Raw genomic sequence first — 26,209 nt, forward strand, 5'->3', positions numbered from 1 at the left:
TGGGCATTTAAGCAAGCTGCAGCAGAGCTGGGAACACCCATTGAATGGGGTGGAGACTGGCGCACGCTGAAAGACGGACCTCATTTTCAGTTAAAACGTTAGTGTGCTGGTGGTGATATGAAGCGAAAGCACTGGACACACCGAACGCCACGCGCGGCAGCAAGATGGGCACTGGTATCGATACTGGTGCCTTTTTTGTTGGTGGGCTGTGTCAGCCTGGATAAGGCGCGTCAGCTTTTCGATATCGCTTCTCAGGTCTGCCAGCTTATTGATGGCGTTCGGCGGTGTGTAGGTGGGGTAGATAAATCTAGCGCAAACCATTCCCCGATATTTATTCAGGAGTAAATATGTTTATTTTTCCAAAGGCTTTTAATCTCGCCATGAAGTCAAAATTATCAAAACTTCTTAATAAAAAACCTGAGAAAGTACTAGATGATGCAGGAGCGCTTTCCTTAAAAGGAAAGATTACGTACACAAGGTAAAAAAGGGGGGAATTCCCCCCGATTTATTCAACTTATACCTTGGGATTGAAGTTGCTATATAAGCTGGCCTCTTCATTCAGCCCGAGTCCTTTCAGGTCAGCAATAAATTCATCACGCTGCTTTGGTGGTAGTTTAGCCAATAATATTCCAATCGTAACTTTTAGACGGGAGATTTCAGAAGCCACGTCGGCAAAGGTATCTACCTTTGTTGTCACATTTACGTTTATGTTAAAGGTTGTCATTGTCATTGTCATTCCTTGTGTGGGCTCGTCAGCCAAGGCCCTTTTTCACTGTTCATCCAGTGTCCAATCACTGGAGGGCTGAGGTTATATTTTAACAAGGGATAAAACACATAAAAACCAGGATATTCAAACAGTAAACAACAAAGATGAGTTTCATTAGCAGCATTACAGCAGCCCTTCAATGAGGGGCTGCGCTAATACTTTTTGATGGTCAGATTACAGGATAAAAATTAGATCGAAGTAATAACCTCCTTCCATTGTGATTTTCCCTTCATGGTATAAATCGCAAAGAGAATCGAAAGTTTCTTCATGATTATCGTTCTCAGGGAACCATGCTGGCTGGAAAGCAACTTTTCCTTTTTCATTCATTACTTTTAACATATAAGGAATTATCTCTTGTTTTTTCATAAAAACACCTCGTATTTTAATTGAAAAGTTTTACGTGGCTTTTAGAGTACTTGAAGTCACTTCTCATCTTTAACGCTCTCCGCAAATACATCGAAAACAATAATCACTTTGTGATTTGTAGTTACCTCGGAAAGGCACATGACTAACGAGAATTACTCTTATTTTCACGGGTCCTTCCTGAAATCTGAAACACCGAGGGGCGGCAGACGCGCAAAAACGCGCTATTTATGAAAATTTTTCGGGGAAAATCAGATCCGTTCTTCTTCTGTCTAACTTGTTGTTTAACAATATTTTCTTTAAAAAAAGAAAGGATCTGGTATCGGTGATTTTTCGCTAAAAAAGGCGTTTTGAGATCCTTTCTTATTTTTGTGAGGAATTTGTGTTGTGAAGGTTAACAAAAAGAAACTTGCGGAGATTTTTGAACGGGATGTCAGAACAATCACCGCCTGGCAAAGTCAGGGGCTGAAGGTTTTGTCGGGGGGAGGTAAAGGCGTTGAGGCCATGTTCAATTCTGCAGAAGCAATTGAGTGGTACGCTCAGCGGGAAAAAGATATCGAGAATGAAAAACTCCGCCAGGAAAATGCAGATTTACGAGCGGCGGCGGAATCTGAATTACAACCTGGCACTATCGAATACGAGCGCTATCGTCTCACCAAAGCGCAGGCCGATGCACAGGAACTGAAAAATGCCCGTGAAGAAAGTCAGGTGCTGGAAACGGAACTGTTTACCTACATTCTGCAACGTGTGGCACAGGAGATATCGGGGATCCTTGTTCGTGTACCGTTGACATTACAACGGAAATATCCGGATGTATCACCAGCGCACCTTGATGTGGTGAAAACTGAAATCGCGAAAGCCTCCAATGTTGCAGCTAAAGCCGGTGAAAACGTGGGCAGGTGGATCGATGATTTCAGACGCACAGAAGGCGGCTAATGCAGCTGGTGCGATAGCTACAGGCCTTTTATCTCTCAACATTCCGGTTCCCCTGACAACAGTTCAGTGGGCTGATCGGCACTATTATCTGCCGAAAGAATCTTCATACACACCAGGGCAATGGGAAACACTGCCGTTTCAGGTCGCCATCATGAACAGCATGGGGAATGACCGGATCCGCACTGTTAATCTGATTAAATCGGCACGCGTTGGTTACACCAAAATGCTCCTGGGGGTGGAAGCTTATTTTATTGAGCATAAATCCCGTAACAGTCTGCTTTTTCAGCCAACAGATTCTGCAGCCGAAGATTTTATGAAATCCCATGTTGAACCAACGATAAGGGATGTTCCTGTATTGCTGGAGCTGGCGCCATGGTTTGGGAGGAAGCACCGCGACAATACGCTCACCCTGAAACGTTTTTCTTCGGGCGTCGGTTTCTGGTGCCTGGGCGGTGCTGCTGCCAAAAACTACCGTGAAAAATCTGTGGATGTGGTCTGCTATGACGAACTCTCCTCGTTTGAACCGGATGTGGAAAAAGAAGGTTCGCCGACACTGCTTGGCGATAAACGTATCGAAGGTTCGGTATGGCCTAAATCCATACGCGGTTCAACACCAAAAATTAAAGGCTCCTGTCAGATTGAAAAGGCCGCGAATGAATCTGCGCACTTCATGCGTTTTTATGTGCCTTGCCCTCATTGCGGGGAGGCCCAGTATCTGAAGTTTGGCGACGATGCCACGCCGTTTGGTCTGAAATGGGAGAAGGGCAAGCCGGAAACGGTGTACTACCTGTGTGAACACAGCGGCTGTGTGATCCGCCAGTCAGAGCTGGATCAGACAGATGGGCGCTGGATTTGTGACAACACCGGAATGTGGACGCGTGACGGTCTGGCATTTTACAGCGCCAGTGATGAGGAAATGCCGCCGCCGCGTTCAATCACATATCACGTGTGGACGGCCTATAGCCCATTTACCACCTGGGCGCAGATTGTTTACGACTGGCTGGATGCGCTGAAGGATCCTAACGGCGTTAAAACATTCATTAATACTACGCTAGGCGAGCCGTATGAAGAAGCGGTGGCTGAAAAGCTGAGTTTTGAGCTGCTGCTGGAAAAAATCTGCCATTACGGTGCGCCGGTTCCCATGCGGGTGGTTTACCTGACTGCCGGGATCGACTCCCAGAAAAACCGCTATGAAATCTATGTCTGGGGCTGGGCACCTGGTGAAGAGGCCTTTCTGGTGGATAAGCAGATCATCATGGGGCGACCGGAGGATGAAGATACTCTCAAGCGTGTCGATGCGGTGATCAGAAAAAAATACCGCCATGCTGATGGCACGGAAATGTCCATTTCCCGCGTCTGCTGGGATACCGGCGGTATTGATCAGGACATTGTGTACAAGCGCTCCAGAAAGCACGGCACCTTTTTTGTGCTCCCCATAAAAGGGGCTTCAGTGTATGGCAAACCGGTGATCACCATGCCCAAAAAGCGAAATCAGCGCGGGGTGTTTTTGTGTGAGGTGGGCTCTGACACTGTTAAAGAAATGCTGTATGCCCGTTTTGCCCTTCCGGTGGTCTCTGTCAGCGAACCCTCACCCTATACCTTCCATTTTCCGGATAACCCTGATGTTTTTTCTGATGTTGAGGCGAAGCAGCTGGTGGCGGAAGAACTGGTCGAAAAGGTGGTTAACGGACGAGTGAAACTTCAGTGGGACGCTAAAAAACGGCGCAACGAGGCGCTGGACTGTCTGGTTTATGCCTATGCTGCCCTGCGTGTGTCAGTACAGCGCTGGCAGCTGGATCTTGAAGAACTGGCGAAGGCCAGAAGAGATGAGCAGGCCGACGATGAGATGAGTCTGGAAGAAATCGCGGCTGCACTGAGTGGAGGATAAGTGATGATTTATACGCATGAGATGCTTTGTGATGCCCGGCGGGCGTTACATGAACTGATGATCGGGCGTGCTGTGGTTTCCGTCAGCAAGGATGGCAGACAGGTTCAGTATTCGCGGGCAACCATCGGTGAACTACGACAATATATTGAAGAGCTGGAAAGTGCGTTGGGCGTATCTGGACGGCGTCGCGGCCCGGCAGGAGTGGGGCTGTGAGCGGAGAACTGGTGGATCTGCATGGGAAGCCCCTGCGGCAGAGTATGGGATATTCCGGTGGTGGTACCGGATTTGGCGGACAGCTTGCGGAATGGCTGCCTGCACCGGAAAGTGCCGATGTGGCGCTGTTACCTTCCATTCAACTGGGGAATGCCAGGGCGGATGATCTGGTCCGTAATAACGGGATTGCTGCTAACGCGGTGGAGATCCATAAGGACCATATCGTTGGCCATATGTTCCGTCTGAGTTACCGCCCCAACTGGCGATGGTTGGGGATGTCTGAAGCGGATTCGCATGCCTTTATCGAGGATGTTGAGGCCGCCTGGATGGAGTACTGTGATCCAACATTTGGCACGATGGATGTGGAAGGTCGGCGCTCATTTACCGAATTTATACGTGAAGGCGTGGGTGTCCATACTTTTAACGGTGAAATTTTTGTTCAGCCTGTGTGGGACGCTGAATCCACTACGTTATTCAGAACGAAATTCAAAACCGTCAGCCCGAAGCGGGTGAACTCACCCGGAAATGGTATCGGCGAGCGTTTTATGCGTGCCGGAGTGGAAATCAACCGGCACGGAAAGGCGCTGGCTTACCATGTTCAGGATGATGACTGGCCCGGCTACAGCGTCAGCAAATGGACGCGGATTCAGGCCACACTGCCCTCCGGGCGACCGGGGATGATTCATGTGTTCCAGCCACAGGAAGACGGACAGACGCGCGGCGCCAACCAGTTTTATTCCGTAATGGAACGTCTCAAGATGCTGGATACGTTGCAGGCCACGCAATTGCAGTCGGCGGTGGTGCGGGCGATGTATGCCGCAACAATTGAATCCACGCTGGATTCAGAAAAAGCATTTGAATATATCGCCGGTGTGGGTGAAGGCGGTAAAAACCCGCTGAATACCATCATGAAAGGTTATGCGCGTTATTACGCTGCCAACAAAATTAAGCTTGGCGGTGTGCGTATACCGCATCTTTACCCGGGGGATTCACTGAATCTGCAGACTGCACAGAATGCGGATAATGGTTTCTCTGAACTGGAAAAAGCGCTGTTACGTTACATTGCCGCCGGGCTTGGTGTGTCGTATGAGCAGCTTTCCCGTGACTACTCTCAGGTCAGTTATTCCAGTGCCAGGGCGTCAGCCAATGAGTCGTGGCGGTATTTTATGGGGAAACGAAAATTTGTGGCCAGCCGCCTGGCGTCACAGATGTTTGCCTGCTGGCTGGAGGAGGCGCTGATCCGTGGGGTGATACGTCCGCCAAAATCCCGTTTCTCATTCTGGGAGGCCCGTTCCGGATGGTGCCGTGCCGAGTGGATCGGTGCCGGTCGCATGGCAATTGATGGCCTCAAGGAAGTGCAGGAAGCGGTAATGCGTATTGAAGGTGGCCTGAGCACTTATGAGAAGGAGCTGGCGTTGATGGGGGACGATTACCAGGAGATTTTCCGTCAGCAGTTGCGGGAAAGTCAGGAGCGACAGGCCGCTGGTTTGCCGCGCCCCATCTGGATAAAGGACACGTTTCAGCAGCAGATCCGACAGACAACGGGAGAAAAAGGCGATGCGCCGTAATTTATCGCATGTTGCCGCAATGGCATTTAATGAGCCGCTTTTACTGGAACCCGCCTATGCGCGGGTTTTCTTTTGCGCGCTGGGTAAGGAGATTGGGGCGGGCAGCCTTGCCGTTCCGCAGCAGAACGTTCAGCTCGATGCGAGCGGAATGCAACTGGCGGTGACGGACTATATGGCAGATGGCCAGCGTCCGGCAAAAAATTACCAGGTGAAAAATGGCATCGCCATTCTGCCTGTCAGTGGGACGCTGGTCCATAAACTGGGCACCCTGCGACCTTTTTCCGGCATGACCGGCTATGACGGCCTGACGGCCCGCCTTCAGATGGCGGTGAATGATCCGGATGTACGCGGCATTTTGCTGGATATCGACAGTCCGGGTGGTCAGGCTGCCGGGGCGTTTGACTGTGCTGACATGATTTACCGTCTACGGGAACAGAAGCCCGTGTGGGCGTTGTGTAATGACATGGCCTGTTCAGCCGCCATGTTGCTGGCGGCAGCCTGTACGCGTCGACTGGTCACGCAGACGGCAAAAATTGGTTCGATTGGCGTGATGATGGCGCATACCAGTTACGAGAAGCAACTGGCACAGGAAGGGGTGGATATCACGCTGATTTATTCCGGGCAGCACAAGGTTGACGGCAACAGTATTCAGGCATTACCGGCAGGTGTGCGTGCAGATTTTCAGCGCCGTATTGATGAGGCCCGTCAGATGTTTGTCGACAAGGTGGCGCTTTATACGGGGCTGAGTGCTGAGGCGGTAATGAAAACTGAAGCCGCCGTTTATGACGGCCAGGCCGGAATAGATATCGGGCTGGCTGACCAGTTAATTAACGCTGCAGATGCTGTCGATACGATGGTTTCTGCACTGAATGACTCTGTTACAAAGGAGAATGCAATGACCGTTAAAAATCTCACCGTTGCTGAAGCGGTGGCCCAGGAAAATCAGCGTGTGATGGGGATCCTGAATTGTCAGGAGGCCAAAGGACGCGAACAACTGGCGCAGATGCTGGCAGGGCAACCAGGAATGTCGGTTGAGCAGGCGAAAACGTTGCTGGCGGCAGCGCCGATTGCCGGTACTGACAGCATGGGTGAGCAGATTATGGCGCTACCGGAAGCAAAGGGGCGTGAACAGCTGGCGCAGATGCTGGCAGGCCAGCCGGGAATAACGGTAGAACAGGCGAAAGCGTTTCTGGCGGCAGCCCCTGATGGCGGTGCAGCCAGCACAGGCGATGAGATTATGACGCTGCCGGAAGCAAAAGGGCGCGAACAACTGGCACAGGCGCTGGCAGGCCAGCCGGGAATAACGGTAGAACAGGCGAAAAGGTTGCTGGCGGCGGCGCCTGCTGCCGGGGCAGTCAGCACAGGCGATGAGATTATGGCGCTGCCGGAGGCGAAAGGGCGCGAACAACTGGCGCAGGCACTGGCCGGTCAGCCGGGAATGACGGTTGAGCAGGCGAAAACGTTGCTGGCAGCAGCTCCCGCGTCATCGCAACCGTCACAGGAAAATCTTTTTGACCGTTTTATGGCGCAGCATTCTTGTCCTGTAGTCTCTGGTGGTGGTTCAGCCAGCACTGAGGAAGAAAATCTGTTGCTGAGTCTGCCGTAAGCAGCTGCGGTTATTTTAATAAACTAGGAGTCGGGTTATGACCATTAAAACTACAACAGAAAAACGTGCGGATGTCCGCATTTTTGCCGGAAGCGATCCGGCGTATACCGCAACAGCCAGCTGTGGTATCAGTGCCGCCACACCAGTACTGACACCGCTGATGCTCGATGATGCCAGCGGTAAACTGGTCGTATGGGACGGTCAGAAAGCCGGAACGGCAGTGGGTGTGCTGGCGCTGGCACTTGCCGGAACAGAGCCCACGCTGACGTATTACAAAAGCGGTACGTTTGCCACAGAATCACTGGTATGGCCCGCGTCGGTAGATGCAGTGAAAAAAGCAAACGCGTTTGTGGGAAGTGCCATCAGCCAGGCCTGATGGTGAAGTGATTGACTGAAAAAACGGGTCGCGATGCGGCCCGTTTGTGTTTTTAAAGGATAGAGAAATTATGGGGTTATTTACCACACGCCAGTTGCTCGGTTACACCGAGCAGAAGGTGAAATTTCGTGCATTGTTCCTTGAGCTGTTTTTTCGTCGCACAATCACATTCCATACTCAGGAAGTGATGCTGGATAAAATCACCGGAAAAACGCCGGTTGCGGCGTATGTGTCTCCGATTGTGTCAGGTAAAGTGCTGCGCAGTCGTGGTGGTGAAACGCGCGTGTTGCGACCCGGTTACGTGAAACCGAAACACCGCTTTGATTATCAGCAGGCGGTTGAACGCCTTCCGGGAGAAGATCCGGCTCGCCTTAATGATCCGTCCTACCGTCGTCTGCGTATTCTGACCGATAACCTGAAACAAGAAGAGCAGGCCATTGTGCAGGTGGAAGAAATGCAGGCGGTCAGTGCCGTTCTGCAGGGTAAGTACACCATGAGCGGTGAACAGTTTGAGACGGTGGAAGTGGATTTTGGTCGCTCCGCTGCAAATAACATTACGCAGGCGGGTGGGAAGGAATGGTCACAGCAGAATGTTGACACCTTTGATCCGACGCATGATCTGGATGCGTACTGCGATTTTGCATCGGGAACCATCAATATCGCCATTATGGATGGCACGGTCTGGCGTCTGCTGAACGGTTTTAAACTGTTCCGTGAGAAACTGGATACTCGTCGCGGCTCCAAATCGGAACTGGAAACCGCCGTGAAAGACCTGGGTTCTGTGGTCTCCTTTAAAGGTTACTACGGCGATCTGGCCATCATGGTGGCAAAGACGACTTATGTCGATGAAAACGGCGATGAGCAGCGTTATCTGCCGGAAGGCACATTGATTCTGGGCAACACGCAGGCGGAGGGGGTTCGTTGTTATGGTGCCATTCAGGACAGCCAGGCACTGAGTGAAGGGATTACTTCGGCAACCCGTTATCCCAAACACTGGCTGGAAGTGGGGGACCCGGGTTGTGAATTCACGATGACACAGTCGGCACCGCTGATGGTATTACCTGATCCGGATGCGTTTGTGGTGGTGCAGGTTAAATAAGGCGAGGGCGGGATATTCCCGCCTTTTTCTTTATGTTCAGAGGGTATGCGCAATGACAAAAGAGCAGATGACGGAACGCCTGCAGGCGCTGGCGGCGATTCTGGGGCGTGGAGCGGATATTTCCGGTTCAAAGGCTGATCTTGAGCAGCGTCTGGCGGAATGGGAAGAAGAAGCAGAATGTATTCATCAGACTGATGATATTTCTGACGAAGTTTCAGAAGCCCAAAAAACAGAGAGAGTTACGCAAAATGCGACTGACCGGGTTCATGTGCGAATGAAAGTGACAGCTCACCTTTGTGCTTTTGATGAGCACGGTACCCGCCGGGTGGAATTTGCTCTTGCAGGTCAGGTTGTCTGTCTGGAGTCTCATCGCCTTGCCAGCGTAATTGCTGCCGGAGTGGCAGAGGTTTGCCATGCTGCCGATGCCTGATAATGATTTTGACCGGGCAATGGCGAAAGCCGATCACGCGATACTCAGGGCGATGGGGCGCGAGTTTCATATTCAGGCCGGTGGGCGTTCTGTCCATATCCGGGGGGTACTGGATGAGACTGAGTCTGATGTTCTCCTGAAAAAAGGAGGAGGGAGGTTTCATGATGTGGCTCCACGACTGTTTGTTCGCACACGTGATATCGCAGGCGTATCAAAGAAAAGCCGGGTTGAGTGCGATGGTGTTGTTTACTGGGTGGTCAGTATTGGCCCGGACGACAATGGTTTCTGTTATCTGACACTGGCGCGTGGTGAGCCTGGTACGTCACTGCCGGTTATTGACGGATGGAGTAAAAAGTAAACTGTATAAGGGGATATCACAATGGCGCGGGCATCACGCATCCGGCGAAATCTGTTGTTTGATATCGATGTCGATGAATTGCGGGATATTGTGGCGCAGGTCGGCGCGACGCAGCATCAGTTTCGTCTGTCATATTCCCGGGCACTTAAGCGTACCGCATCCAAAATGCGCATGAAGGCGCTGGCAGAGCTGAAAACCGGTCTGGCTCCCCGCAAAATGGACATGCTGCGCAAGCGTCTTTTTTCCAGTCGCATTACCCGTGGTAATGCAATGGATGAAGCCCGCTTCTGGTTTGGCCTTAATGCGATAAAAATAAAGGATTTGCGCGGGCGCATTCGTGGGCGACGTGTTCGTCATCATGACCTTCGTGATCCGGTAACCGGACGGTTTATTAAGGCTGAACGCGTCAGGCGTCGCCGCCGCAAAGCCAGCGATCCGGTTTTTGAGCCTAATGGTTCATTTTTATCGCCCACCGCGTATGAAAACGGCCTGGTGATACGCAGCCGTAAAGAGAACCGGCGAACGGTCATCATCAAAAATCCGGAAAGCGGACGTGTTCGTGAGGCTGAGGCCAACATTTACGCCCGCACGATGGATTACGTGGAGGATGTGGCCTTTGCGGACTGTCTGGAGATTTTTATAAAAGAGTTTGAGTCCGATATCCGGCGCCGCGCGAAATACGGCATTACCGTTGCGCCAGTGAAAAAAGCTTGAGGAAGCAATGGCTGAACCATTATGCATGGCGTCCTGGCATGCCGCAGTGCTGGATGCCCTGAAAAAACTCAAATGGATAAAAGATGCGGACACCTATCCTGAACGGGTTACGCAGCTGGTTACTCCGGCAGTTTTCCTCGCCGTGGAAGGCTGGGATGCGAAAAGCAATACAGACGGACAGATGACGGTGGTGTTGTCTGCCGCGTTGTGGGTGCTGGTTGACCGTGCCGGAGAGCCGGAGGAAGAAAAAACGGTGATAGCAGCAAAGCCGGATGTTTTTATCCGTGCGGCGGCAGCCGATCTGACGCACTGGATCGACGGGCAGACGTTTGGCCTCGAAAACGTGGAGCCTGCCGTTTTTATTTCTGCGGATGCGGATGAAACCGATCCGCGTCTGGATGATTACCTGGTCTGGCAGATTTCATTTAACCAGACGGTCACATTTGGTGTGGATCCCTTTGCCACGGATAACCTGCCGTTACAGCGCGTATGGCTTGGCGTGGCACCGCAGATCGGGCAGCAGCATGTGGACGATTACCGCCTGATTTTTGAGGGAGCGCCGCGTGAGTGAAATTCTGGGGGATTTGCAGCGCCGCCTGGCAAATATGGTCCGGCGTGGGGTGATCCACTCGGTGCGACTGGAAGGCGGTTTTCCAGAATGCCGGGTGGATCTGGGGGATATTGTGACCACCTGGCTGCCGTTGTGTCAGGGATTTGCCGGAAAAAATCGCGCTGATTTCGAGCCGTTTTCCGTGGGGGATGCGGTCACTGTGCTGTCAGAAGCCGGGGAACTGAATAACGGTCGCGTTTTTCCTGGCTGGAATACTGGGGCAGTGCCGGTGCCGGAGGGCCGCGACAGTGAGCATATCACCCGGTATGGCGATGGTACGGAGATCCGTTATGACAGAGAGGCTCATGCCCTGACAATTACGCTGGTCGGTTCCGGCACCTACAGGATCGTTGGCAAGGGTACGCTTGATGGCCCGGTTGAAATCACCGATACCCTGACCGTGCAGGGGGAAACGCAGATTAATGCGGATACGAAGGTGAAAGGGAATATTGGTGCGTCAGAGGAGATTACGGATAAAACCGGCAGCATGAGCCGGATCCGGGAAACCTTTAATAACCATGATCACCCCGGCGACAGTGGCGGAACCACGAAAAAACCGAATCAGAAAATGTGACCTGCTGCGGCAGGTTTTTTTATGTCCGGAGAACGCAAATGGGACAATTACATGGTGTGGAAACCATCGAGTTGACGGCTGGCACGGTGGCAGTAACCACAATTGAGACAGCCATTATTGGTGTGGTGGGAACAGCACCGGAGGCTGCCGGGGCTGTGACAGCAACACTGACAGCGGGGACACCGCTGCTGGGTAACGAGCTGACATTTACCGCAAAGAGCGGTGGACGGGCAGGAAACACTATCAGGATTATTGCGGAATCTGCACAGCCGTCAGCAAAAGAAAAAAGCGCGGGCGCGGTTCCCACGTCAGCAAAATGGGAAAACGGAAGTCTGTTGATTACGCTGGGATGCGGTGAAGACGGGGCGGGTAATGCCACTGTCAGCGATGTCGTGACGGCAGTCAATGGTGCGTCCGGAGTCGGGGTTAATGCCACCGGCAGCGGTGACGGCATGGTGTCGCCGTTTTCCGGCACGCTGAGTGGCGGAGAGGATGAGCCATTCCCGCTGAATACACCGGTGGCGATGGCAGGTACAACCGCGCTTTCGCGTCTGGGCAACGCCGGGACACTGAAACAGGCGCTGACAGAGATTAACAATCAGCGTAATGCCCTGTCGGTGATTGTCCGGGTGGAGGAAAAAACGAAGCCGGAAGAGCAGCGGGCTGCCATTCTTGCCGGGATCAGCATGTTGTCGTCGGCAAAATCGGTGACCACGTATCAGCCGCGCATCGTGATCGCGCCGGGATTCAGTGAAGACGATGCGGTGGGTAAGGCGCTGGAAACCGTGGCCGGAAAACTGCGTGCGGTGGCGTATGTGGACTGTGCGGCAGGCGCAACACTGCAGAAAGTGGTACAGCGCCGCCAGTCCTACGGTGCCAGGACTGAATTACTGCGCCCGCGTGTACAGGTCAGCAACGCAGACGGCCAGCTGGTGTACCGCCCGTATTCGGCCTTTGCTGCCGGGCTGCGTGCCCGTATTGACTACGAAAAAGGGTGGTGGTGGAGCAAATCGAACCAGGAGGTTTACAACATCCTGGGTGTGGAGCAGGTGGATGAATTTATCCTCGGTGAGCGTAACTGCGATGCCAACCTGCTCAATATGCAGAACGTCTCCACCCTTATCCGCCGGGCTGGATTTAAACACTGGGGCAACCGTCTGTGTTCGTCCCATCCTCAGTGGCATTTTGAGTCCGTTCGTCGTACCGCCGATGTGATTGAAGACAGCATTCAGGAAGCGATGCTGGGCTATGTCGACCGTCCGCTCGATCGCCAGAATGCGGACGACATTATCGGGTCGGTGAATGCCTATATGCGCCGACTGGTCGCAGAGGGGGCGATTTTTGGCGGACGGGCCTGGCTGGATCCGGAGCTGAATACCGCTGAAACGCTGGCAGCCGGTGAACTGTACATCAACTATGACTTCGGCCCCAAATCGCCGACGGAGCTGATCAGCATGCGGGTGAGCGTCAACAACGAATACGGTATTAAGGAGATGACGGCAACATGAGCAGTAAAAACACATTACGGGCCTGGACTTTTTTCCGCCAGGGGATCCGCATTCAGGGGGCGCATGAATTCACCCCACCAACGCTGTCCATTGTCAAAACGGATTTACGAACGGGTGCGCAGGATGCGCCAACCCCGGTTGATGATGGTATGGAAGCGCTGACCTGTCAGATTAAGTTTTATGGTCTGGATACGGATATGCTGTCCAGCTTCGGGTTTGTGAGTGGCAACCGTTCGCGATTTACGGCCTATCAGGGGTATCTGGCGAACGGCAGAGCCATGGGGACGACCGAAGAAATCGAAGGCTTCGTGATGACGGTGACGCCGGATGCACGGGGCAACAGCAATCTGTCGGAAAATGCCATCACAGTGGACATCGCGGTCAGTTACTACCGCCAGACGCTCGAGGGCATGGAGCTCATCATGATTGATACCGAGCGCTTTGAACGCCGGATCAACGGTGTGAACGTTCTGGCCGGACTGTCGGCAAAAGTGCGCCTCTGATTTTTTCGTTTTACTTATCACGGCCTGCGGGCCGTTTTTTTATGGAGCCGATTATGAACATTCCGGGAGAAACCCGCACCATCACACTGTACACCCCTGTCACCCTGGACGGGGGGGCCGTGCTGGAACAGATCACCATGCGTGAACCGCTGGTGCGCGATCGCATTGCCTTCACCAAAGACCGTGGCACAGAGGAAGAAAAAGAGGCTCGCATGATTGCGCAGCTCTGCAACCTCAGTGAGCAGGATATCTGGCTACTGACGGCGGCGGATTATGCTCAGCTGACGGATGCCTTTAACGTTTTTATGCTGCCACCCGGGAAGCGACCGAAGCCGAAATCATCAGAGGCTTAAGGTTTCTCGGGCGGCGGCTGCATTTTCCTCTTTCTGATTATCTGTCCATGCCGTTTGGCATGTTTACGGTTTTTCTGCTGGATGAAGTGGAGGCAATGAAACGTGGGAAGCGTAAGCCAGAACCTTAAGGCCACCGTGTCATTCGGGGGCAAACTTGACAGCTCATGGCGTCGCTCGGCAACAGATCTGCGCAAGAATTTACAGGATGTGGAGCAGCAGGCTGCGCGTTTGCGTAAGGAGCAGGCGGAACTGACGGCAGAAATGAAGCGGGCGGCGCTGGCAGGGAAGCGTTTTAAGTCGATGGAGGATGAATACGCACGCCTCACGGCTGAAATAAAGAAAGCAGACGCTGCCCAGAAAAAACTGAACAAGAGCCTCGAGCGGAGGGAAACGCTCGGGCGCTTTATGGGCAAAGGAAAAAGCCTGGTGGCCGGGACGGGTAAATTTGCCTGGAATGCAGGTCTGGCCATGGGCGGTGGGGTGGTGACCTCCGCGCTGGGGGCATTGATTGCCCCGGCAGCGGCAAACGCTGAAATGGCCGAAACGGTCGGGAAGGCGACGGCTTATGGTGTGGATGCGCAGACCTACATGAACTGGGACGCGCTGGCAAAGCAGTACGACATGACCGGTGACCACATTGGCGATCTGTTTGAGGAGTATCTGCATAAGTCCGGTGAGTATAAGCAGACCGGCAAACAGAACTCGCTCAATGATGCGTTTGAAACGCTGGGTTTTGAGGCGGGTGATCTCGCCGGACTGAGCGATATGGCGCAGTTTGAAAAAATCATTGATCGGGCGCTGGCGCTTGATGATGAGTCGAAAGCCTCCTTTGCGCTGGATTCATTGTTTGGGGGGGAGGCCAGCAAGCTGCTGATGCTGATCAAACGTTCGGGCAAAAGTTTTCAGGCGCTGATGGAAGAGCAACAGCGCTATAACCTGGTCACAAAACAGGGGACTGAGGGGGCGCTGGAGGGGCACAGGGCATTCAGCGATCTGCGAACGGTTTTTTCATCCGCTATCTCTGAAATTTCGGGGCAGCTTGGTGCTGAATTGTCCCCGACTATCAGGCAGGCGGCGACAGATCTTGCTCAGTGGTTCAAAAACGGCGGGATCACAAAAATCGTCAATTTTCTGCAACACACACTGTACCCGGCAGCCCTGAAATTTGGTGAAGGGGTGATTCTGGTCGGGAAAGTGGTTTTTGCGGTGGCCAAAAAACTGTCCTGGCTGTTACTGGATGAGCAGGGGGCGCAGAGTGATGTGCTGGAATACCTCGGTAAGTGGGGAAATCTGGATGTGGCCAGACGTATTGCTGAGGAAAACGGGCAGAGCGAGTGGCTTGAAAAGTTGTTAAAGGATAATCCCGGTTTTGTGGATGACGTGAAAAAAGCCTGGAGCATGTCACAGGGGCGCTTTTTTCATGACGGGGATGTCTTTAAAAAGGCAACTGAAAAATACCTGACGCCGGAAACAACGTTCGGTTTTTCCCTTCCTCAGCCAGAAGAGGGCAGTTCTGCTTACTGGAACAGCATCCGCGACGGGCTTAACGACCCTGACAGTGGATACGTCTCATCTCAGCTGACTGACAACAGGAAATTCTCTTACCAGTTTATGCTGAATACCCAGCCGGGGCAGAGTCCGGAAGCCATCGCGGATGCGATTGCCGGGATGACAAAAACAAACCCGGCGTTTAACGGTAATAACGCGCTATGGGACGGGGGGAGCGTCTGGTGACTATAGCAGGGCAAATAAGAGCCATCAGCGAAGATGACTTTCAGCAGCGAAACAGCGCCATCCGTGGCGCAGCAGATGCCCGGGTGATGATGATGCTCGGTGATTTTGCGTTTTCCGTTGATACCGCTGCCTATAACCAGCTGGCGCGTGAGGCGGCGTGGAAATGGAGCGAACAGGGCCGTATTGGTCAGCAAAGCCTGCTGCAGTATACCGGGAAAAATGGACGCACTGTCCGCGTTGAAGGTGAGTCCCATGCTTTTTTCGGGAAATCCGGCACTGAGGCGGTGGACACGCTTTATGACATTGCAGATCGGGCTGAACCCCTGCTGCTGGTGAGTGGTGAAGGAGATGTGCTGGGATGGTGGGTGGTGGAGCGTTTTTCTGATTCCACTGACCGCTTTTTACCGGGAGGTGGGCACCGTAATAAAAAATGGACTCTGGAGATGAAACATTATGCCGACGATCTGGACAACCCGTGACGGGGATGTGCTCGATGCGATTTGCGCTTCCCATTATGGCACAGAAAACCTTTCTGCCTCTGTTACCCGCGTACTCGAGGCGAATCAGGGGCTGGCAGATAAGGGCGCAGTTTATCCGGCGGGGGTAAGGATCATTTTGCCGGACGCAGTGCAACAGGTCACTGCGTCACCGTATAACCTGTGGGATTAAAATGGCGAAACAGACTAAATCTGAGTTTGCCCCGGCTTACCATGTGACAGCCGAAGGGCGGGATATTACACGTGTGCTTCAGCGGTTTCTCGTTGAACTGGCACTCACCGATTACGGTGGCGCCACGGCGAAATCGGATGAACTGAAGATCACGTTGTTGTCCGGGACACTGCCATTGCCGACAAAAGGTGCGCGTATACGGGTGGCACTGGGGTTTAACGGTAAGCTGGTGGATAAGGGCTGGTTTGTGGTCTGTGGCGTGAGCAGCAGTGGCCCGCCGCGTCGGATCGAGATCTATGCGACAGCGGCCCCGATGAATGCTCGGAAACAGCGCGGCGATGTGCTGAATCAGAAAACCCGTAGCTGGGATAATCTCACGCTGGCTGACCTGGTGAAAACCGTGGCCACGGAAAATGGCCTGAAAGCCCGGGTGGCGGAAAAGCTGGCGGGGATCCGTATTACGCATGTGGATCAGATAGCAGAATCTGATGCCAGCCTGCTTTCCCGTCTGGCACGGACCTATAACGCCGTCAGTAAGCCCGCCGGGGGATACTGGTTGTTTCTGGAGCAGGGGGCAGGAACCACGGTTTCCGGAAACGCTCTGAAAACGCTCACGCTGACCCCATCGGTAGTGTCCTCCTGGCATTATCAGGAAGGTGAGCGCGGTAGCTCAACGGGTGGCGCTGGCGGAGAGAAAAAAGAGAAAATCACGGTTCGTTATTTTGATAAGGCTGACGGGCGGACGAAAACGGCAACTGTGGAGCATGACGGTTCGTCAGTGACTAACCCATACACCCAGCCGGAAAAAGAGACGGCAGAACAACAGGCAAAATCGAAAAAAACGCAGGCGCAACGCAACAGCCGAAAAATGACACTGAGCGGCCCCTGTCGCCCGCCATTTGTTGCAATGACAGCCGAGTCCGGGGTGATAACATCCGGATTTGGCAAACGGGAAGACCGCCAGTGGGTGGTGGAATCCCTGGTATTTTCCCTTTCTTCTTCGGGCTTTTCCTTCACGTTTAATCTTGTTGCTGAGATTAAACGTGCCAGTAAATCAGACAAAAAATCCGGCGATAAAACAGGGCCGGACTATTTTGGTACCGGATCAGGAAAAAAATAATCATGAATGGTGTGAATTGCCGGACGGGAAAACGCCTGTCCGGTACGGCGCATCTGCGCCAGTCTGTCAGTGACATTCTGAATACCCCTGTCGGAAGTCGTGTTCTGGTCAGGGATTACGGCAGCGATCTTTTTGAACTGGTTGATTCGCCCCGCGATGATCTGTTGCGGCTGCGCATTATTGCCGCCACGGCGACGGCCCTGACGCGCTGGGAGCCGCGCCTGAAAGTCTCAAAGGTCACGGTGACGTTTCCGGCGGATGAGTCAGGGTGCGTGGTGGATATCAGCGGCACGAATCTGGAGAACAACACCCCGGTGACAACAGGAGGGATAGCGGTTTATGGCCGGAAGTTATGACGTGATCACGCTTTCAGACCTGCCCGTGCCGGATGCGATTGTGGTGCCGGATGCATCGACAATTTTCAGTGCCTGGCTGGCGCGCCTGCGTGAACTGGATCCTGAGTTTGATGCGCTTGTGGAGTCTGACCCGACGTATAAACAGGGGGAGGTGACTGCCTGGCAGCTCACTCTGGCCTTTCAGCGAGTGAATGATGCGGTGCGGGCGGTTTTTCTGGCCAGTGCGAGGAAGGCTGATCTCGACCAGATTGGGGCGGCGTTTAATGTTGAGCGGATGGTGATCGTTCCGGCAGATCCGGACGCCGTGCCGCCGACAGATGCGGTAATGGAAGAGGATGAGGCATTTCGTGAACGTATTCAGTTGTCCTGGTCACAGCTGAATACAGCGGGTGCCCGTAATGCCTACCGCTTTCATGCCCGCTCGGCGGATGAGGATGTGCTGGATGCCGATGCTTACGGGCCGGAAGACCATGGACGCGCGGGGGAGGTGGATGTGTACGTGCTGTCGAGGGAGGGGAATGGCTCCGCCTGCGAGGCATTGCTGAAAGCGGTCAGTGCGCGACTGAATGCCGATGAAATTCGCCCGCTGACAGATTTTGTGACGGTGAAGAGCGCCGTTATTAATGACTATTCTGTGACGGCAGAGCTTGAAATACCGGACGGTCCGGATGCTGGCGAAGTACTGGAAAATGCGAAAAACACGCTTATGTCTTATACCCGACTGGCAAACCGGATTAATGGCATGGTGCCGGTATCTGCCATTTATGCCGCACTGCAACAGACCGGAGTGACGCGAGTTATTCTGACCAGTCCTCGTACTGATATCGAACCGGCAACCGGCACGGCTCCCCGTTGTGCTGCCGTTAATGTGACGCGCAGAGAGGTGTGGTGATGACGGAGACGTTTCATTCACTTCTGCCGCCTTCTGCCATCAGGCCAGAAAGGGCACAAGAGCAGGCCACAACAGAAAGTATCCTGACGCTTGATACGGATATGGTCAGAAAGGTGAAGAACCCCGTCACCTGTCCGTCGCATCTGTTGCCGTGGCTGGCCTGGGAATTTGCGGTGGATTTCTGGCAGGACGACTGGGGTGAAGAACAGAAACGGCAGGTACTGCGCGATGCGGCATATGTGCATCAGCACCGTGGGACGGCTGGCGCTGTACTGCGTGCGCTGAGCGCGGTAGGGGTTCCGGCCACGATTAAAGAGTGGTGGCAGGATACGCCCAGAAAGGCACCGTACACCTTTCGGGTGGAGTTGACTCTGCGGGAAGGGGCGGACAGCGTACTTTACAGCCGTGTCAGGGCACTGGTGGTTAAGGCCAAAAACCTACGCAGTGGCCTGAGCACCATTGATCTGAACACAGATATCGGAAAAGACAGCGCGTTTTATGTTGGTGGTGCAGTGACGGCGCATACCGATGTAGTAATTGAGGCAGGAGAGTAAGCGTGGCCACGAAAAATTACAGCATTCTGACAAACAGGGGTAAGGCACTGGAAGCGGCTTCTGCAGCAGGAGGTGATCCTGTTGTTTTAAAAAAATTTGTTGTGGGTGATGGCAACGGGCAGGTGGTGACGCCGGATGCAGCACAGACGGCGCTGGTCAGGGAGGTGTATCGCGGCACGATATCGTTACTGGAGGTCTCACCGGAGCAGGAAAATCAGTTTATTGCGTATCTGTCGCTGCCGGAAGGCGTGGGGAATTTTACCGTCAGAGAGGCCGGGCTGCTGACAGATAACGATGAACTGTATGCGGTCGGGAGCTGCGCGGCGATTGAGAAGCCGGAAAATGGCGTGACGGTGACACTGCAGTTCAGGCTGGCGGTATCGGAAAGTGCGCAGATTACGCTGCAGGCGTCGACCGGGGACGGGCTGTTTCTGCGACAGGCCGCAAACCTGAGCGATGTCAGGGATAAACCGCAGGCTGTTGAACATCTTGGGCTAAAACCCACGGTGGATAAAGCGAACAATGCCGTTCAGCGCGACGGCGATACCATGACGGGTAAGTTGATACTACCGCAAACATCGGCGTTCGGTGTGAATACCGACAATGCCATCGGCGGTAATTCAATAGCTATCGGCGATAACGACACCGGCCTTAAACAGCAAGGCGACGGCATTCTTGATGTTTTTGCCAATAGCGCACATGTTTTCCGATTCATCAACGGTAACAATGAAAGCCTCCGCTCACTGGTTGTTTACGGGAACTGCCATGCAACAGGGGAAGTTCTATCTGGTAACGGGGCAGCCAAGATTGCTACAGACGGTAATATCTACGGGCCGGTCTGGGGAGGCTGGCTCTCTGCTTATCTGCAGGGCAGGACGGGAGTGCAGGACATTCGCCTGGGGGCAGTTGTCTGGGTGGGGCCATCAGCAAATGGTTCGAACGCGTCACTAACAGCCCCGGATGGACACGTATTAACAGCAATACTTGATGGAGATACAGTTCGCTGGCCAATGCCGGACAGTCCTGATGCGGCTTATGCGCGTCCTATTCAGAAATTGGTTAATGGGACCTGGTACAATGTAGGGAGTGTTTAACCGTGTTGCATTTTAAAAATATCACTATTGGGAATCCTAAAACACCAGAACAATACCAGCTAACTAAAAAAGAAGGTATTACCTGGTTGTATTCTGAGGATGGGAAGAACTGGTACGAAGAACATAAAAAATTCGCACCAGATACAATTAAAGTAGCCTATATCAAAACCGGACGGGTGGTCTGGGTCGGGAAAGATGCTTCTGCGATTAATCCTAAAGGTATGAGCGTTATTGAAATTGCTGATATTACAGCCAATCGTCGGATTGATATTTCGGGGTACTGGTTTTACAGGAATGATGAATTCACGTTTGATTATGCCCTTAAAGCAGAAGATGAGCGGAATATTTTACTGAGCAAAATCAGTAGCAAAACGTCTGAATGGGAAAAAGACCTGCTGCTGGGCTTAATCAGTGAGGAAGATAAAGAGAGGTTGAAAGCCTGCCGGGTTTACGCGAAGGCGTTACAGGCTATGGATTTTAGCATCGTAGCTGATAAAGCCTCATATAGTGCCATCCAGTGGCCTGCATTCCCGGAAATTTCTTTCTGAACTAATTCGCTACGAGAAATTTATGGCTGTACAAATATCTGGTGCGCTCATTGATGGCGCAGGCATCCCCATGTCCGGATGCCATATTATTCTGAAATCCCGCGTGAATACATCAGAAGTAGTGATGCGCACAATTGCTGATGTGGTGACGGGAAATAACGGGGAATATTCGTTTGAGGCGCAGGTTGGTAAATACTGCGTTTATCTCAAACAGTGGATTAGTGATGATTATGAGTATTGCGTTGGCGATATCTCGGTTTACTACGACTCAAAGCCCGGTACGCTGAACGACTTCCTGACGGCCCTCGATGAGGGAGATTTAAAGCCTGATGTGGTTGCCCGGTTTGAGGAAATGGTGGCGCAGGCGCAGCAGAGCGCCCAGGCGGCTGCGGAAAGTGAACAACAGGCAGGTCAACATGCCGCTGATGCGCAGCGGGCAAAAGAAGACAGTCAGAACCTGGCAGACGAGACACGGCAGAATGCGAATGCTGTAGCTGGTGACAAGCTGCGAGTCGAGAAACTGGCCGCAGAAGTTGCGCAGAACGCCGGGCAGGTGCAGCAGGGCGTCCAGGATGCAGGAGAGGCAGTGAGAGCGGCGCAACAGGCTGCAGAAGAATCTGCATCCAGCGCCGCAGAGTCAAAGGCCAGCGCTGAATATTCGGCACAGTGCGAGCAGAATGCACAACAGCACGCGCAGAATGCAGAGCAGAATGCGCAGAAAACCTCTGAGGACAGAAAGGCCACGACTACGGCCCGTGCTGATGCAGAGCAATTTGCCGCGGAGTCCCGGCAGAATGCTGAAGCTACAGCACAGGACCGGATTGCGACGGCTGAAAATGCCAGACAGTCGAAGCTAAATGCTCAGGCATCGGAACAAAGTGCGCAGGAGGCTAAAAGCTATCGTGACAGCGCGCAACAGATAGTTGATGGACTGAATGCAACTAACGCCACGACGACACAAAAAGGCCTGGTACAGTTAAGCAGTGCCACGGACAGCGACAGCGAAGAACTGGCAGCCACGCCAAAGGCTGTCAAAATCGTTATGGATGAGACGAATACAAAAGCGCCACTCGACAGCCCGGCGCTGGTCGGTGAGCCGACCGCACCAACGCCAGATTTAAATGCGAAAGGCCGCGAAATAGCGACTGCTGCTTTTGTCCGGGCGCTGATAGCGGCGCTGGTTGGTTCATCCCCCGAAGCCCTGGACACACTGAACGAACTGGCTGCCGCTCTCGGCAATGACCCGGAGTTTGCGACCACCATAACCAACGCGCTGGCGGGAAAACAGCCGCTCAGTGAAATCCTGACGTCTTTATCAGGGCTGGTTACTGCCGGGAATAAGCTGCCTTATTTCAGTGACAAAAACGTGTTGGCGCTTGCAAACCTGACGGCGGTCGGACGTGTCCTGATAGGACAGAACTCGCGGAGTGAAGTGCTTCAGTATCTTGGAATAACGGACATGCTTTCTTCCACAACCGGTAATCTGTGGGGGAGTCCTGGAATTGGCGGGCTTATCATGGCTGCATACTGTGGTGAATCCGATGATGACAATAACAGAAAATTGATTAGGGGGAATATTGTCCCGGGCTCGCGGCTGGGCATGATTACCCTTTCAGGCTCATACAGCACGACAGGTACATATGTTTCCACGCCGCGACTGTCAGTAGTAACGCCGAATAATTATCCGCAGGCGGGCACATTTATAGCATTATCGGGTAACACCATGAATACAGGTGATAAAACAAGCGCCCTGGTGGGTTTATTTGTTCGGATTGCGTGAGGTACGAATGAATATAAAAGAAATTAAAAACGCCCGTTATCTTGAAGGTGGTGAGATTGACTGCGATGTGCTGTTTGAGGGAATGGAGGACACGCTCCCATATACGGCAACGGCAGACGATACCGCATCGACAGGCCAGAAAATCTGGCAGGAACTGCAAAGCGGCAAATGGGGCGAAATAGCCCCGTTCACAGTAACGCCTGAAATGCTGGAGTCAGCAAAAGAGGCAAAACGCCAAGAAATCGAAGCCTGGCGTATAAAGCAGGAGGCGCAGCCGTTCACATTTGAATGGTGTGGTCGCACATGGAATGCCGGACACGACTCGCTGGCTCGTTTGTCTCCAGTGACAATGGCAATGCGGCCTGAAAATGCGCGCGATGCGTTTGTCTGGAATGATGCCAGTAACGAACCGGCACACATGACAATGGCCCTGGCTGAAGAACTGGCAGCAGTAATGGCCCAGGCGCAACTGGATCGGAACAATGAAATTTATCTGCGACAACGGGAAATGAAGGAAGAACTGAATGGCTTGAATGATTTACACTCAATCAGAGAACTGACAATCAGCAGCAATTAGTGGTCAATTCTGGGCTTCTTGATCGCACCGCCACTGTTCAGGATTGTGTGTCAACTGGCTCAGAAAAAATTGTGAAATTACATGCCTGCAACGTTGATGGCATCTAATGTTAGCTGAATTTAGCTGTGGGGCATGGATGGGGCAAAAGTGCTCTGTGAAGTTTGTTAAAGTTTGTTAATCCTGTTTTTTATCGATCTCGTTCATCCCTTATTTCATGCGCTCCTGGACGATCTTTATCGATTTTAAAAACTATGAGTTCATATTATTAAAATGTAGCAAAAAGGGTGTTTGTGCCTGAAAAGATGAACATTCTGCGTAGCGCGATTTACGCAACAGGAATAGACTGAAGCCGAGACTCTACAAAAGATGCTAAAGGTTTTTTATGACACAACAGCCACAAGCCAAATACCGTCACGACTATCGTGCACCGGATTACCAGATTACTGATATTGACTTGACCTTTGACCTGGATGCTGAAAAAACCGTGGTCACAGCACTGAGCCAGGCTGTCCGCCATGGTGCGTCTGATGCTCCTCTTCGCCTGAATGGCGAAGACTTGACCCTGGTGTCAATCCACGTGAACGATGTGCCGTGGACAGAGTATAAAGAAGAAGAGGGTGCTCTGGTCATTAGCCACCTGCCGGAACGTTTTACCCTGTGTATCGTAAATGAGATCAGCCCGGCGACAAATACCGCGCTGGAAGGGCTGTATCAGTCCGGCGATGCACTTTGTACACAGTGTGAAGCGGAAGGTTTCCGTCACATTACCTGGTATCTTGACCGTCCGGACGTGTTGGCGCGGTTTACCACTAAGATCATCGCTGATAAAACCAAATATCCTTTCCTGCTTTCTAACGGAAACCGTATTGCTCAGGGTGAGCTGGATAACGGTCGTCACTGGGTCCAGTGGCAGGATCCGTTCCCGAAACCGTGTTATCTGTTCGCGCTGGTAGCCGGTGATTTTGACGTGCTGAGCGACACCTTTACGACCCGTTCCGGGCGTGACGTGGCGCTGGAATTGTACGTCGATCGTGGCAATCTGGACCGCGCACCGTGGGCAATGACCTCCCTGAAAAACTCCATGAAATGGGATGAGGAGCGTTTTGGCCTGGAGTATGACCTCGACATCTACATGATTGTCGCAGTGGACTTCTTCAATATGGGCGCGATGGAGAATAAAGGTCTGAACATCTTTAACTCCAAATATGTTCTGGCGCGTACTGATACCGCCACCGACAAAGACTACCTCGATATTGAGCGCGTCATTGGCCATGAATATTTCCACAACTGGACTGGCAATCGCGTGACCTGCCGCGACTGGTTCCAGTTAAGCCTGAAAGAAGGTTTAACCGTGTTCCGCGATCAGGAGTTCAGCTCCGATCTGGGTTCCCGTGCGGTCAATCGCATCAGCAACGTGCGTACCATGCGTGGTTTGCAGTTTGCCGAAGATGCCAGCCCGATGGCGCATCCTATCCGCCCGGACATGGTCATCGAAATGAACAACTTCTATACCCTGACCGTGTACGAAAAGGGTGCAGAAGTGATTCGCATGATCCACACCTTGCTGGGTGAGGCTAATTTCCAGAAAGGGATGCAGCTCTATTTCGAACGCCATGACGGTAGCGCCGCGACCTGTGACGATTTTGTTCAGGCGATGGAAGATGCCTCAAATGTCGATCTCTCACATTTCCGCCGCTGGTACAGCCAGTCCGGAACGCCCATTGTGACAGTGCGTGATGACTATAATCCAACAACAGAGCAGTACACGCTGACTATCAGTCAACGTACGCCAGCTACGCCGGATCAGGCGGAAAAGCAGCCATTGCACATTCCTTTTGCCATTGAGTTGTACGACAACGAAGGTAAAGTGATCCCATTGCAAAAAGGCGGGCACCCGGTGAATTCGGTGCTCAACGTCACGCAGGCTGAGCAAACATTCGTCTTTGATAATGTCTACTTCCAGCCAGTTCCGGCACTGCTGTGCGAATTCTCCGCACCGGTGAAGCTGGAATATAAATGGAGCGATCAGCAGTTGACGTTCCTGATGCGTCACGCACGCAACGATTTCTCTCGTTGGGACGCAGCGCAAAGCCTGCTGGCGACGTACATTAAGCTGAACGTTGCCCGTCATCAGCAGGGACAACCATTGTCGCTGCCGGTACATGTTGCCGACGCATTCCGCGCGATTCTGCTGGATGAGAAAATCGATCCGGCTCTGGCGGCAGAGATCCTGACGCTACCTTCGGTGAATGAAATTGCTGAGCTGTTTGAGATTATCGATCCAGTGGCGATTACGGAAGTACGTGAGGCGCTAACCCGTACGCTGGCAACCGAACTGGCAGATGAATTCCTGGCAATTTATAACGCCAATCATCTTGATGAATACCGTGTTGAACATGCCGATATTGGTAAGCGCACTCTGCGCAATGCCTGCCTGCGTTTCCTGGCTTTTGGTGAAACCCATCTGGCGGATACCCTGGTTAGTAAGCAGTACCGCGAAGCCAATAATATGACTGATTCGCTGGCGGCTCTGTCTGCAGCAGTAGCAGCGCAGTTGCCATGCCGTGATGCATTGATGCAGGAGTATGACGACAAGTGGCATCATGACGGCCTGGTAATGGATAAATGGTTTATCCTGCAATCCACCAGCCCGGCGGACAATGTGCTGGGAACGGTACGTGGCCTGTTGCAGCATCGCTCCTTTAGCATGAGCAACCCAAACCGTATCCGTTCTTTGATTGGCGCTTTCGCGGGCAGCAACCCGGCGGCATTCCATGCAGAAGATGGCAGCGGTTATCAGTTCCTGGTCGACATGCTCACTGAACTGAACAGCCGAAATCCACAGGTTGCCTCTCGTCTGATTGAACCGCTGATTCGTTTAAAACGTTATGATGCAAAACGACAGGCGAAGATGCGAGCGGCACTGGAGCAATTGAAAGGACTGGAGAATCTCTCTGGCGACCTGTTCGAGAAGATCACCAAAGCGTTAGCCTGATAATTTTGCCGGATGGTTGCATCAC

Annotated in this window: 29 protein-coding genes and 2 pseudogenes; 29 read left to right on the forward strand and 2 right to left on the reverse strand. The window is 52.8% G+C overall.

Annotation, left to right across the window (positions count from 1 at the left end; all coding sequences use genetic code 11):
* Both AACS05_RS07715 and AACS05_RS07720 read left to right on the forward strand, forming a co-directional pair.
* On the forward strand, positions 1–102 hold a 102-nt coding region (locus AACS05_RS07715), incomplete at its 5' end, for a M15 family metallopeptidase (RefSeq protein WP_045441309.1).
* Between the two features lie 15 nt (positions 103–117).
* Positions 118–345 carry a hypothetical protein gene (locus AACS05_RS07720; protein ID WP_045441310.1) on the forward strand — a complete coding sequence of 76 codons (228 nt, stop codon included), beginning with the start codon at positions 118–120 and terminating at the stop codon, positions 343–345.
* Between the two features lie 169 nt (positions 346–514).
* On the opposite strand, the gene AACS05_RS07725 is transcribed toward AACS05_RS07720, so the two are convergent.
* Both AACS05_RS07725 and AACS05_RS07730 read right to left on the reverse strand, forming a co-directional pair.
* Positions 515–730 (reverse strand): hypothetical protein, encoded by a 216-nt coding sequence (locus AACS05_RS07725; RefSeq protein WP_045441311.1) that lies wholly within the window; start codon positions 728–730, stop codon positions 515–517.
* Between the two features lie 210 nt (positions 731–940).
* Entirely contained in the window at positions 941–1,132 is a 192-nt protein-coding gene (locus AACS05_RS07730; RefSeq protein ID WP_045441312.1) for a hypothetical protein, read from the reverse strand.
* Positions 1,133–1,516: 384 nt separating this feature from the next.
* Here AACS05_RS07730 and AACS05_RS07735 point away from each other — a divergent pair, with 384 nt between their 5' ends.
* The 27 genes and pseudogenes from AACS05_RS07735 to pepN all read left to right on the forward strand — a co-directional run bounded on the left by AACS05_RS07735 (position 1,517) and on the right by pepN (position 26,184).
* Positions 1,517–2,065: a terminase small subunit gene (locus tag AACS05_RS07735; RefSeq protein ID WP_045441313.1), complete on the forward strand. Its 549-nt coding sequence runs from the start codon at positions 1,517–1,519 to the stop codon at positions 2,063–2,065.
* A complete protein-coding gene (locus AACS05_RS07740) occupies positions 2,037–3,953 on the forward strand; it encodes a phage terminase large subunit family protein (protein ID WP_045441314.1) in 1,917 nt (638 codons plus the stop codon). The genes AACS05_RS07735 and AACS05_RS07740 overlap by 29 nt, the downstream gene beginning before the upstream one ends.
* 3 nt (positions 3,954–3,956) lie before the next feature.
* Entirely contained in the window at positions 3,957–4,166 is a 210-nt protein-coding gene (locus AACS05_RS07745; protein ID WP_000640654.1) for a phage head-tail joining protein, read from the forward strand.
* Between the two features lie 44 nt (positions 4,167–4,210).
* The gene (locus AACS05_RS07750; protein ID WP_045449529.1) at positions 4,211–5,734 is read left to right on the forward strand and encodes a phage portal protein; all 1,524 of its coding nucleotides are present in this window, start codon (positions 4,211–4,213) and stop codon (positions 5,732–5,734) included.
* A pseudogene (locus AACS05_RS07755) lies at positions 5,724–7,070 on the forward strand (S49 family peptidase); the annotation flags it as partial. The gene AACS05_RS07750 and the pseudogene AACS05_RS07755, both read left to right, overlap by 11 nt.
* Before the next feature lie 307 nt (positions 7,071–7,377).
* Positions 7,378–7,716, forward strand: coding sequence for a head decoration protein (locus tag AACS05_RS07760; RefSeq protein ID WP_045441316.1), 339 nt, complete (start codon positions 7,378–7,380; stop codon positions 7,714–7,716).
* 70 nt (positions 7,717–7,786) lie between these two features.
* The gene (locus tag AACS05_RS07765; RefSeq protein ID WP_045441317.1) at positions 7,787–8,815 is read left to right on the forward strand and encodes a major capsid protein; all 1,029 of its coding nucleotides are present in this window, start codon (positions 7,787–7,789) and stop codon (positions 8,813–8,815) included.
* A gap of 52 nt (positions 8,816–8,867) precedes the next feature.
* Positions 8,868–9,245, forward strand: coding sequence for a DNA-packaging protein FI (gene gpFI, locus AACS05_RS07770; RefSeq protein WP_045441318.1), 378 nt, complete (start codon positions 8,868–8,870; stop codon positions 9,243–9,245).
* Entirely contained in the window at positions 9,229–9,603 is a 375-nt protein-coding gene (locus AACS05_RS07775; RefSeq protein WP_223306981.1) for a head-tail joining protein, read from the forward strand. Before gpFI ends, AACS05_RS07775 begins: the two co-directional genes overlap by 17 nt.
* A 21-nt stretch (positions 9,604–9,624) precedes the next feature.
* A complete protein-coding gene (locus tag AACS05_RS07780; RefSeq protein ID WP_045441319.1) occupies positions 9,625–10,317 on the forward strand; it encodes a hypothetical protein in 693 nt (230 codons plus the stop codon).
* Positions 10,318–10,324: 7 nt separating this feature from the next.
* Positions 10,325–10,888 (forward strand): hypothetical protein, encoded by a 564-nt coding sequence (locus AACS05_RS07785; protein WP_045441320.1) that lies wholly within the window; start codon positions 10,325–10,327, stop codon positions 10,886–10,888.
* Positions 10,881–11,501, forward strand: coding sequence for a phage baseplate assembly protein V (locus AACS05_RS07790; protein ID WP_045441321.1), 621 nt, complete (start codon positions 10,881–10,883; stop codon positions 11,499–11,501). The genes AACS05_RS07785 and AACS05_RS07790 overlap by 8 nt, the downstream gene beginning before the upstream one ends.
* 38 nt (positions 11,502–11,539) lie before the next feature.
* Positions 11,540–13,009 (forward strand): phage tail sheath C-terminal domain-containing protein, encoded by a 1,470-nt coding sequence (locus AACS05_RS07795; RefSeq protein ID WP_045441322.1) that lies wholly within the window; start codon positions 11,540–11,542, stop codon positions 13,007–13,009.
* Positions 13,006–13,512 (forward strand): phage major tail tube protein, encoded by a 507-nt coding sequence (locus AACS05_RS07800; protein ID WP_045441323.1) that lies wholly within the window; start codon positions 13,006–13,008, stop codon positions 13,510–13,512. Before AACS05_RS07795 ends, AACS05_RS07800 begins: the two co-directional genes overlap by 4 nt.
* 53 nt (positions 13,513–13,565) lie before the next feature.
* On the forward strand, positions 13,566–13,865 hold the full coding sequence (locus AACS05_RS07805; protein ID WP_045441324.1) for a phage tail assembly protein: 300 nt from the start codon (positions 13,566–13,568) through the stop codon (positions 13,863–13,865).
* Between the two features lie 102 nt (positions 13,866–13,967).
* On the forward strand, positions 13,968–15,599 hold the full coding sequence (locus AACS05_RS07810) for a hypothetical protein (protein WP_045441325.1): 1,632 nt from the start codon (positions 13,968–13,970) through the stop codon (positions 15,597–15,599).
* Positions 15,596–16,078 carry a phage tail protein gene (locus AACS05_RS07815; protein ID WP_223306982.1) on the forward strand — a complete coding sequence of 161 codons (483 nt, stop codon included), beginning with the start codon at positions 15,596–15,598 and terminating at the stop codon, positions 16,076–16,078. Before AACS05_RS07810 ends, AACS05_RS07815 begins: the two co-directional genes overlap by 4 nt.
* Positions 16,053–16,268: a tail protein X gene (locus AACS05_RS07820; protein WP_045441327.1), complete on the forward strand. Its 216-nt coding sequence runs from the start codon at positions 16,053–16,055 to the stop codon at positions 16,266–16,268. The genes AACS05_RS07815 and AACS05_RS07820 overlap by 26 nt, the downstream gene beginning before the upstream one ends.
* A gap of 1 nt (position 16,269) precedes the next feature.
* Entirely contained in the window at positions 16,270–17,388 is a 1,119-nt protein-coding gene (locus tag AACS05_RS07825; RefSeq protein WP_045441328.1) for a contractile injection system protein, VgrG/Pvc8 family, read from the forward strand.
* Positions 17,389–17,390: 2 nt separating this feature from the next.
* Entirely contained in the window at positions 17,391–17,744 is a 354-nt protein-coding gene (locus AACS05_RS07830; protein ID WP_045441329.1) for a GPW/gp25 family protein, read from the forward strand.
* Positions 17,728–18,636: a baseplate assembly protein gene (locus tag AACS05_RS07835; RefSeq protein WP_045441330.1), complete on the forward strand. Its 909-nt coding sequence runs from the start codon at positions 17,728–17,730 to the stop codon at positions 18,634–18,636. Before AACS05_RS07830 ends, AACS05_RS07835 begins: the two co-directional genes overlap by 17 nt.
* Positions 18,636–19,190: a phage tail protein I gene (locus AACS05_RS07840; RefSeq protein ID WP_045441331.1), complete on the forward strand. Its 555-nt coding sequence runs from the start codon at positions 18,636–18,638 to the stop codon at positions 19,188–19,190. The genes AACS05_RS07835 and AACS05_RS07840 overlap by 1 nt, the downstream gene beginning before the upstream one ends.
* Before the next feature lie 2 nt (positions 19,191–19,192).
* Complete coding sequence (locus AACS05_RS07845; RefSeq protein WP_052369274.1) at positions 19,193–20,284, forward strand: phage tail protein; 1,092 nt, start codon at positions 19,193–19,195, stop codon at positions 20,282–20,284.
* A gap of 2 nt (positions 20,285–20,286) precedes the next feature.
* Positions 20,287–20,832, forward strand: coding sequence for a tail fiber assembly protein (locus tag AACS05_RS07850; protein ID WP_045441332.1), 546 nt, complete (start codon positions 20,287–20,289; stop codon positions 20,830–20,832).
* Positions 20,833–20,854: 22 nt separating this feature from the next.
* Positions 20,855–22,151, forward strand: a pseudogene (locus tag AACS05_RS07855) (prophage tail fiber N-terminal domain-containing protein); the annotation flags it as partial.
* Positions 22,152–22,619: 468 nt separating this feature from the next.
* Positions 22,620–23,189, forward strand: coding sequence for a DUF4376 domain-containing protein (locus AACS05_RS07860; protein WP_045441333.1), 570 nt, complete (start codon positions 22,620–22,622; stop codon positions 23,187–23,189).
* Between the two features lie 382 nt (positions 23,190–23,571).
* On the forward strand, positions 23,572–26,184 hold the full coding sequence (gene pepN / locus AACS05_RS07865; protein WP_045441334.1) for an aminopeptidase N: 2,613 nt from the start codon (positions 23,572–23,574) through the stop codon (positions 26,182–26,184).
* Positions 26,185–26,209: the final 25 nt, after the last annotated feature.

This window comes from Citrobacter sp. S-77 (genome assembly GCF_963864895.1).
GTDB classification, from domain to species: domain Bacteria; phylum Pseudomonadota; class Gammaproteobacteria; order Enterobacterales; family Enterobacteriaceae; genus Citrobacter; species Citrobacter murliniae.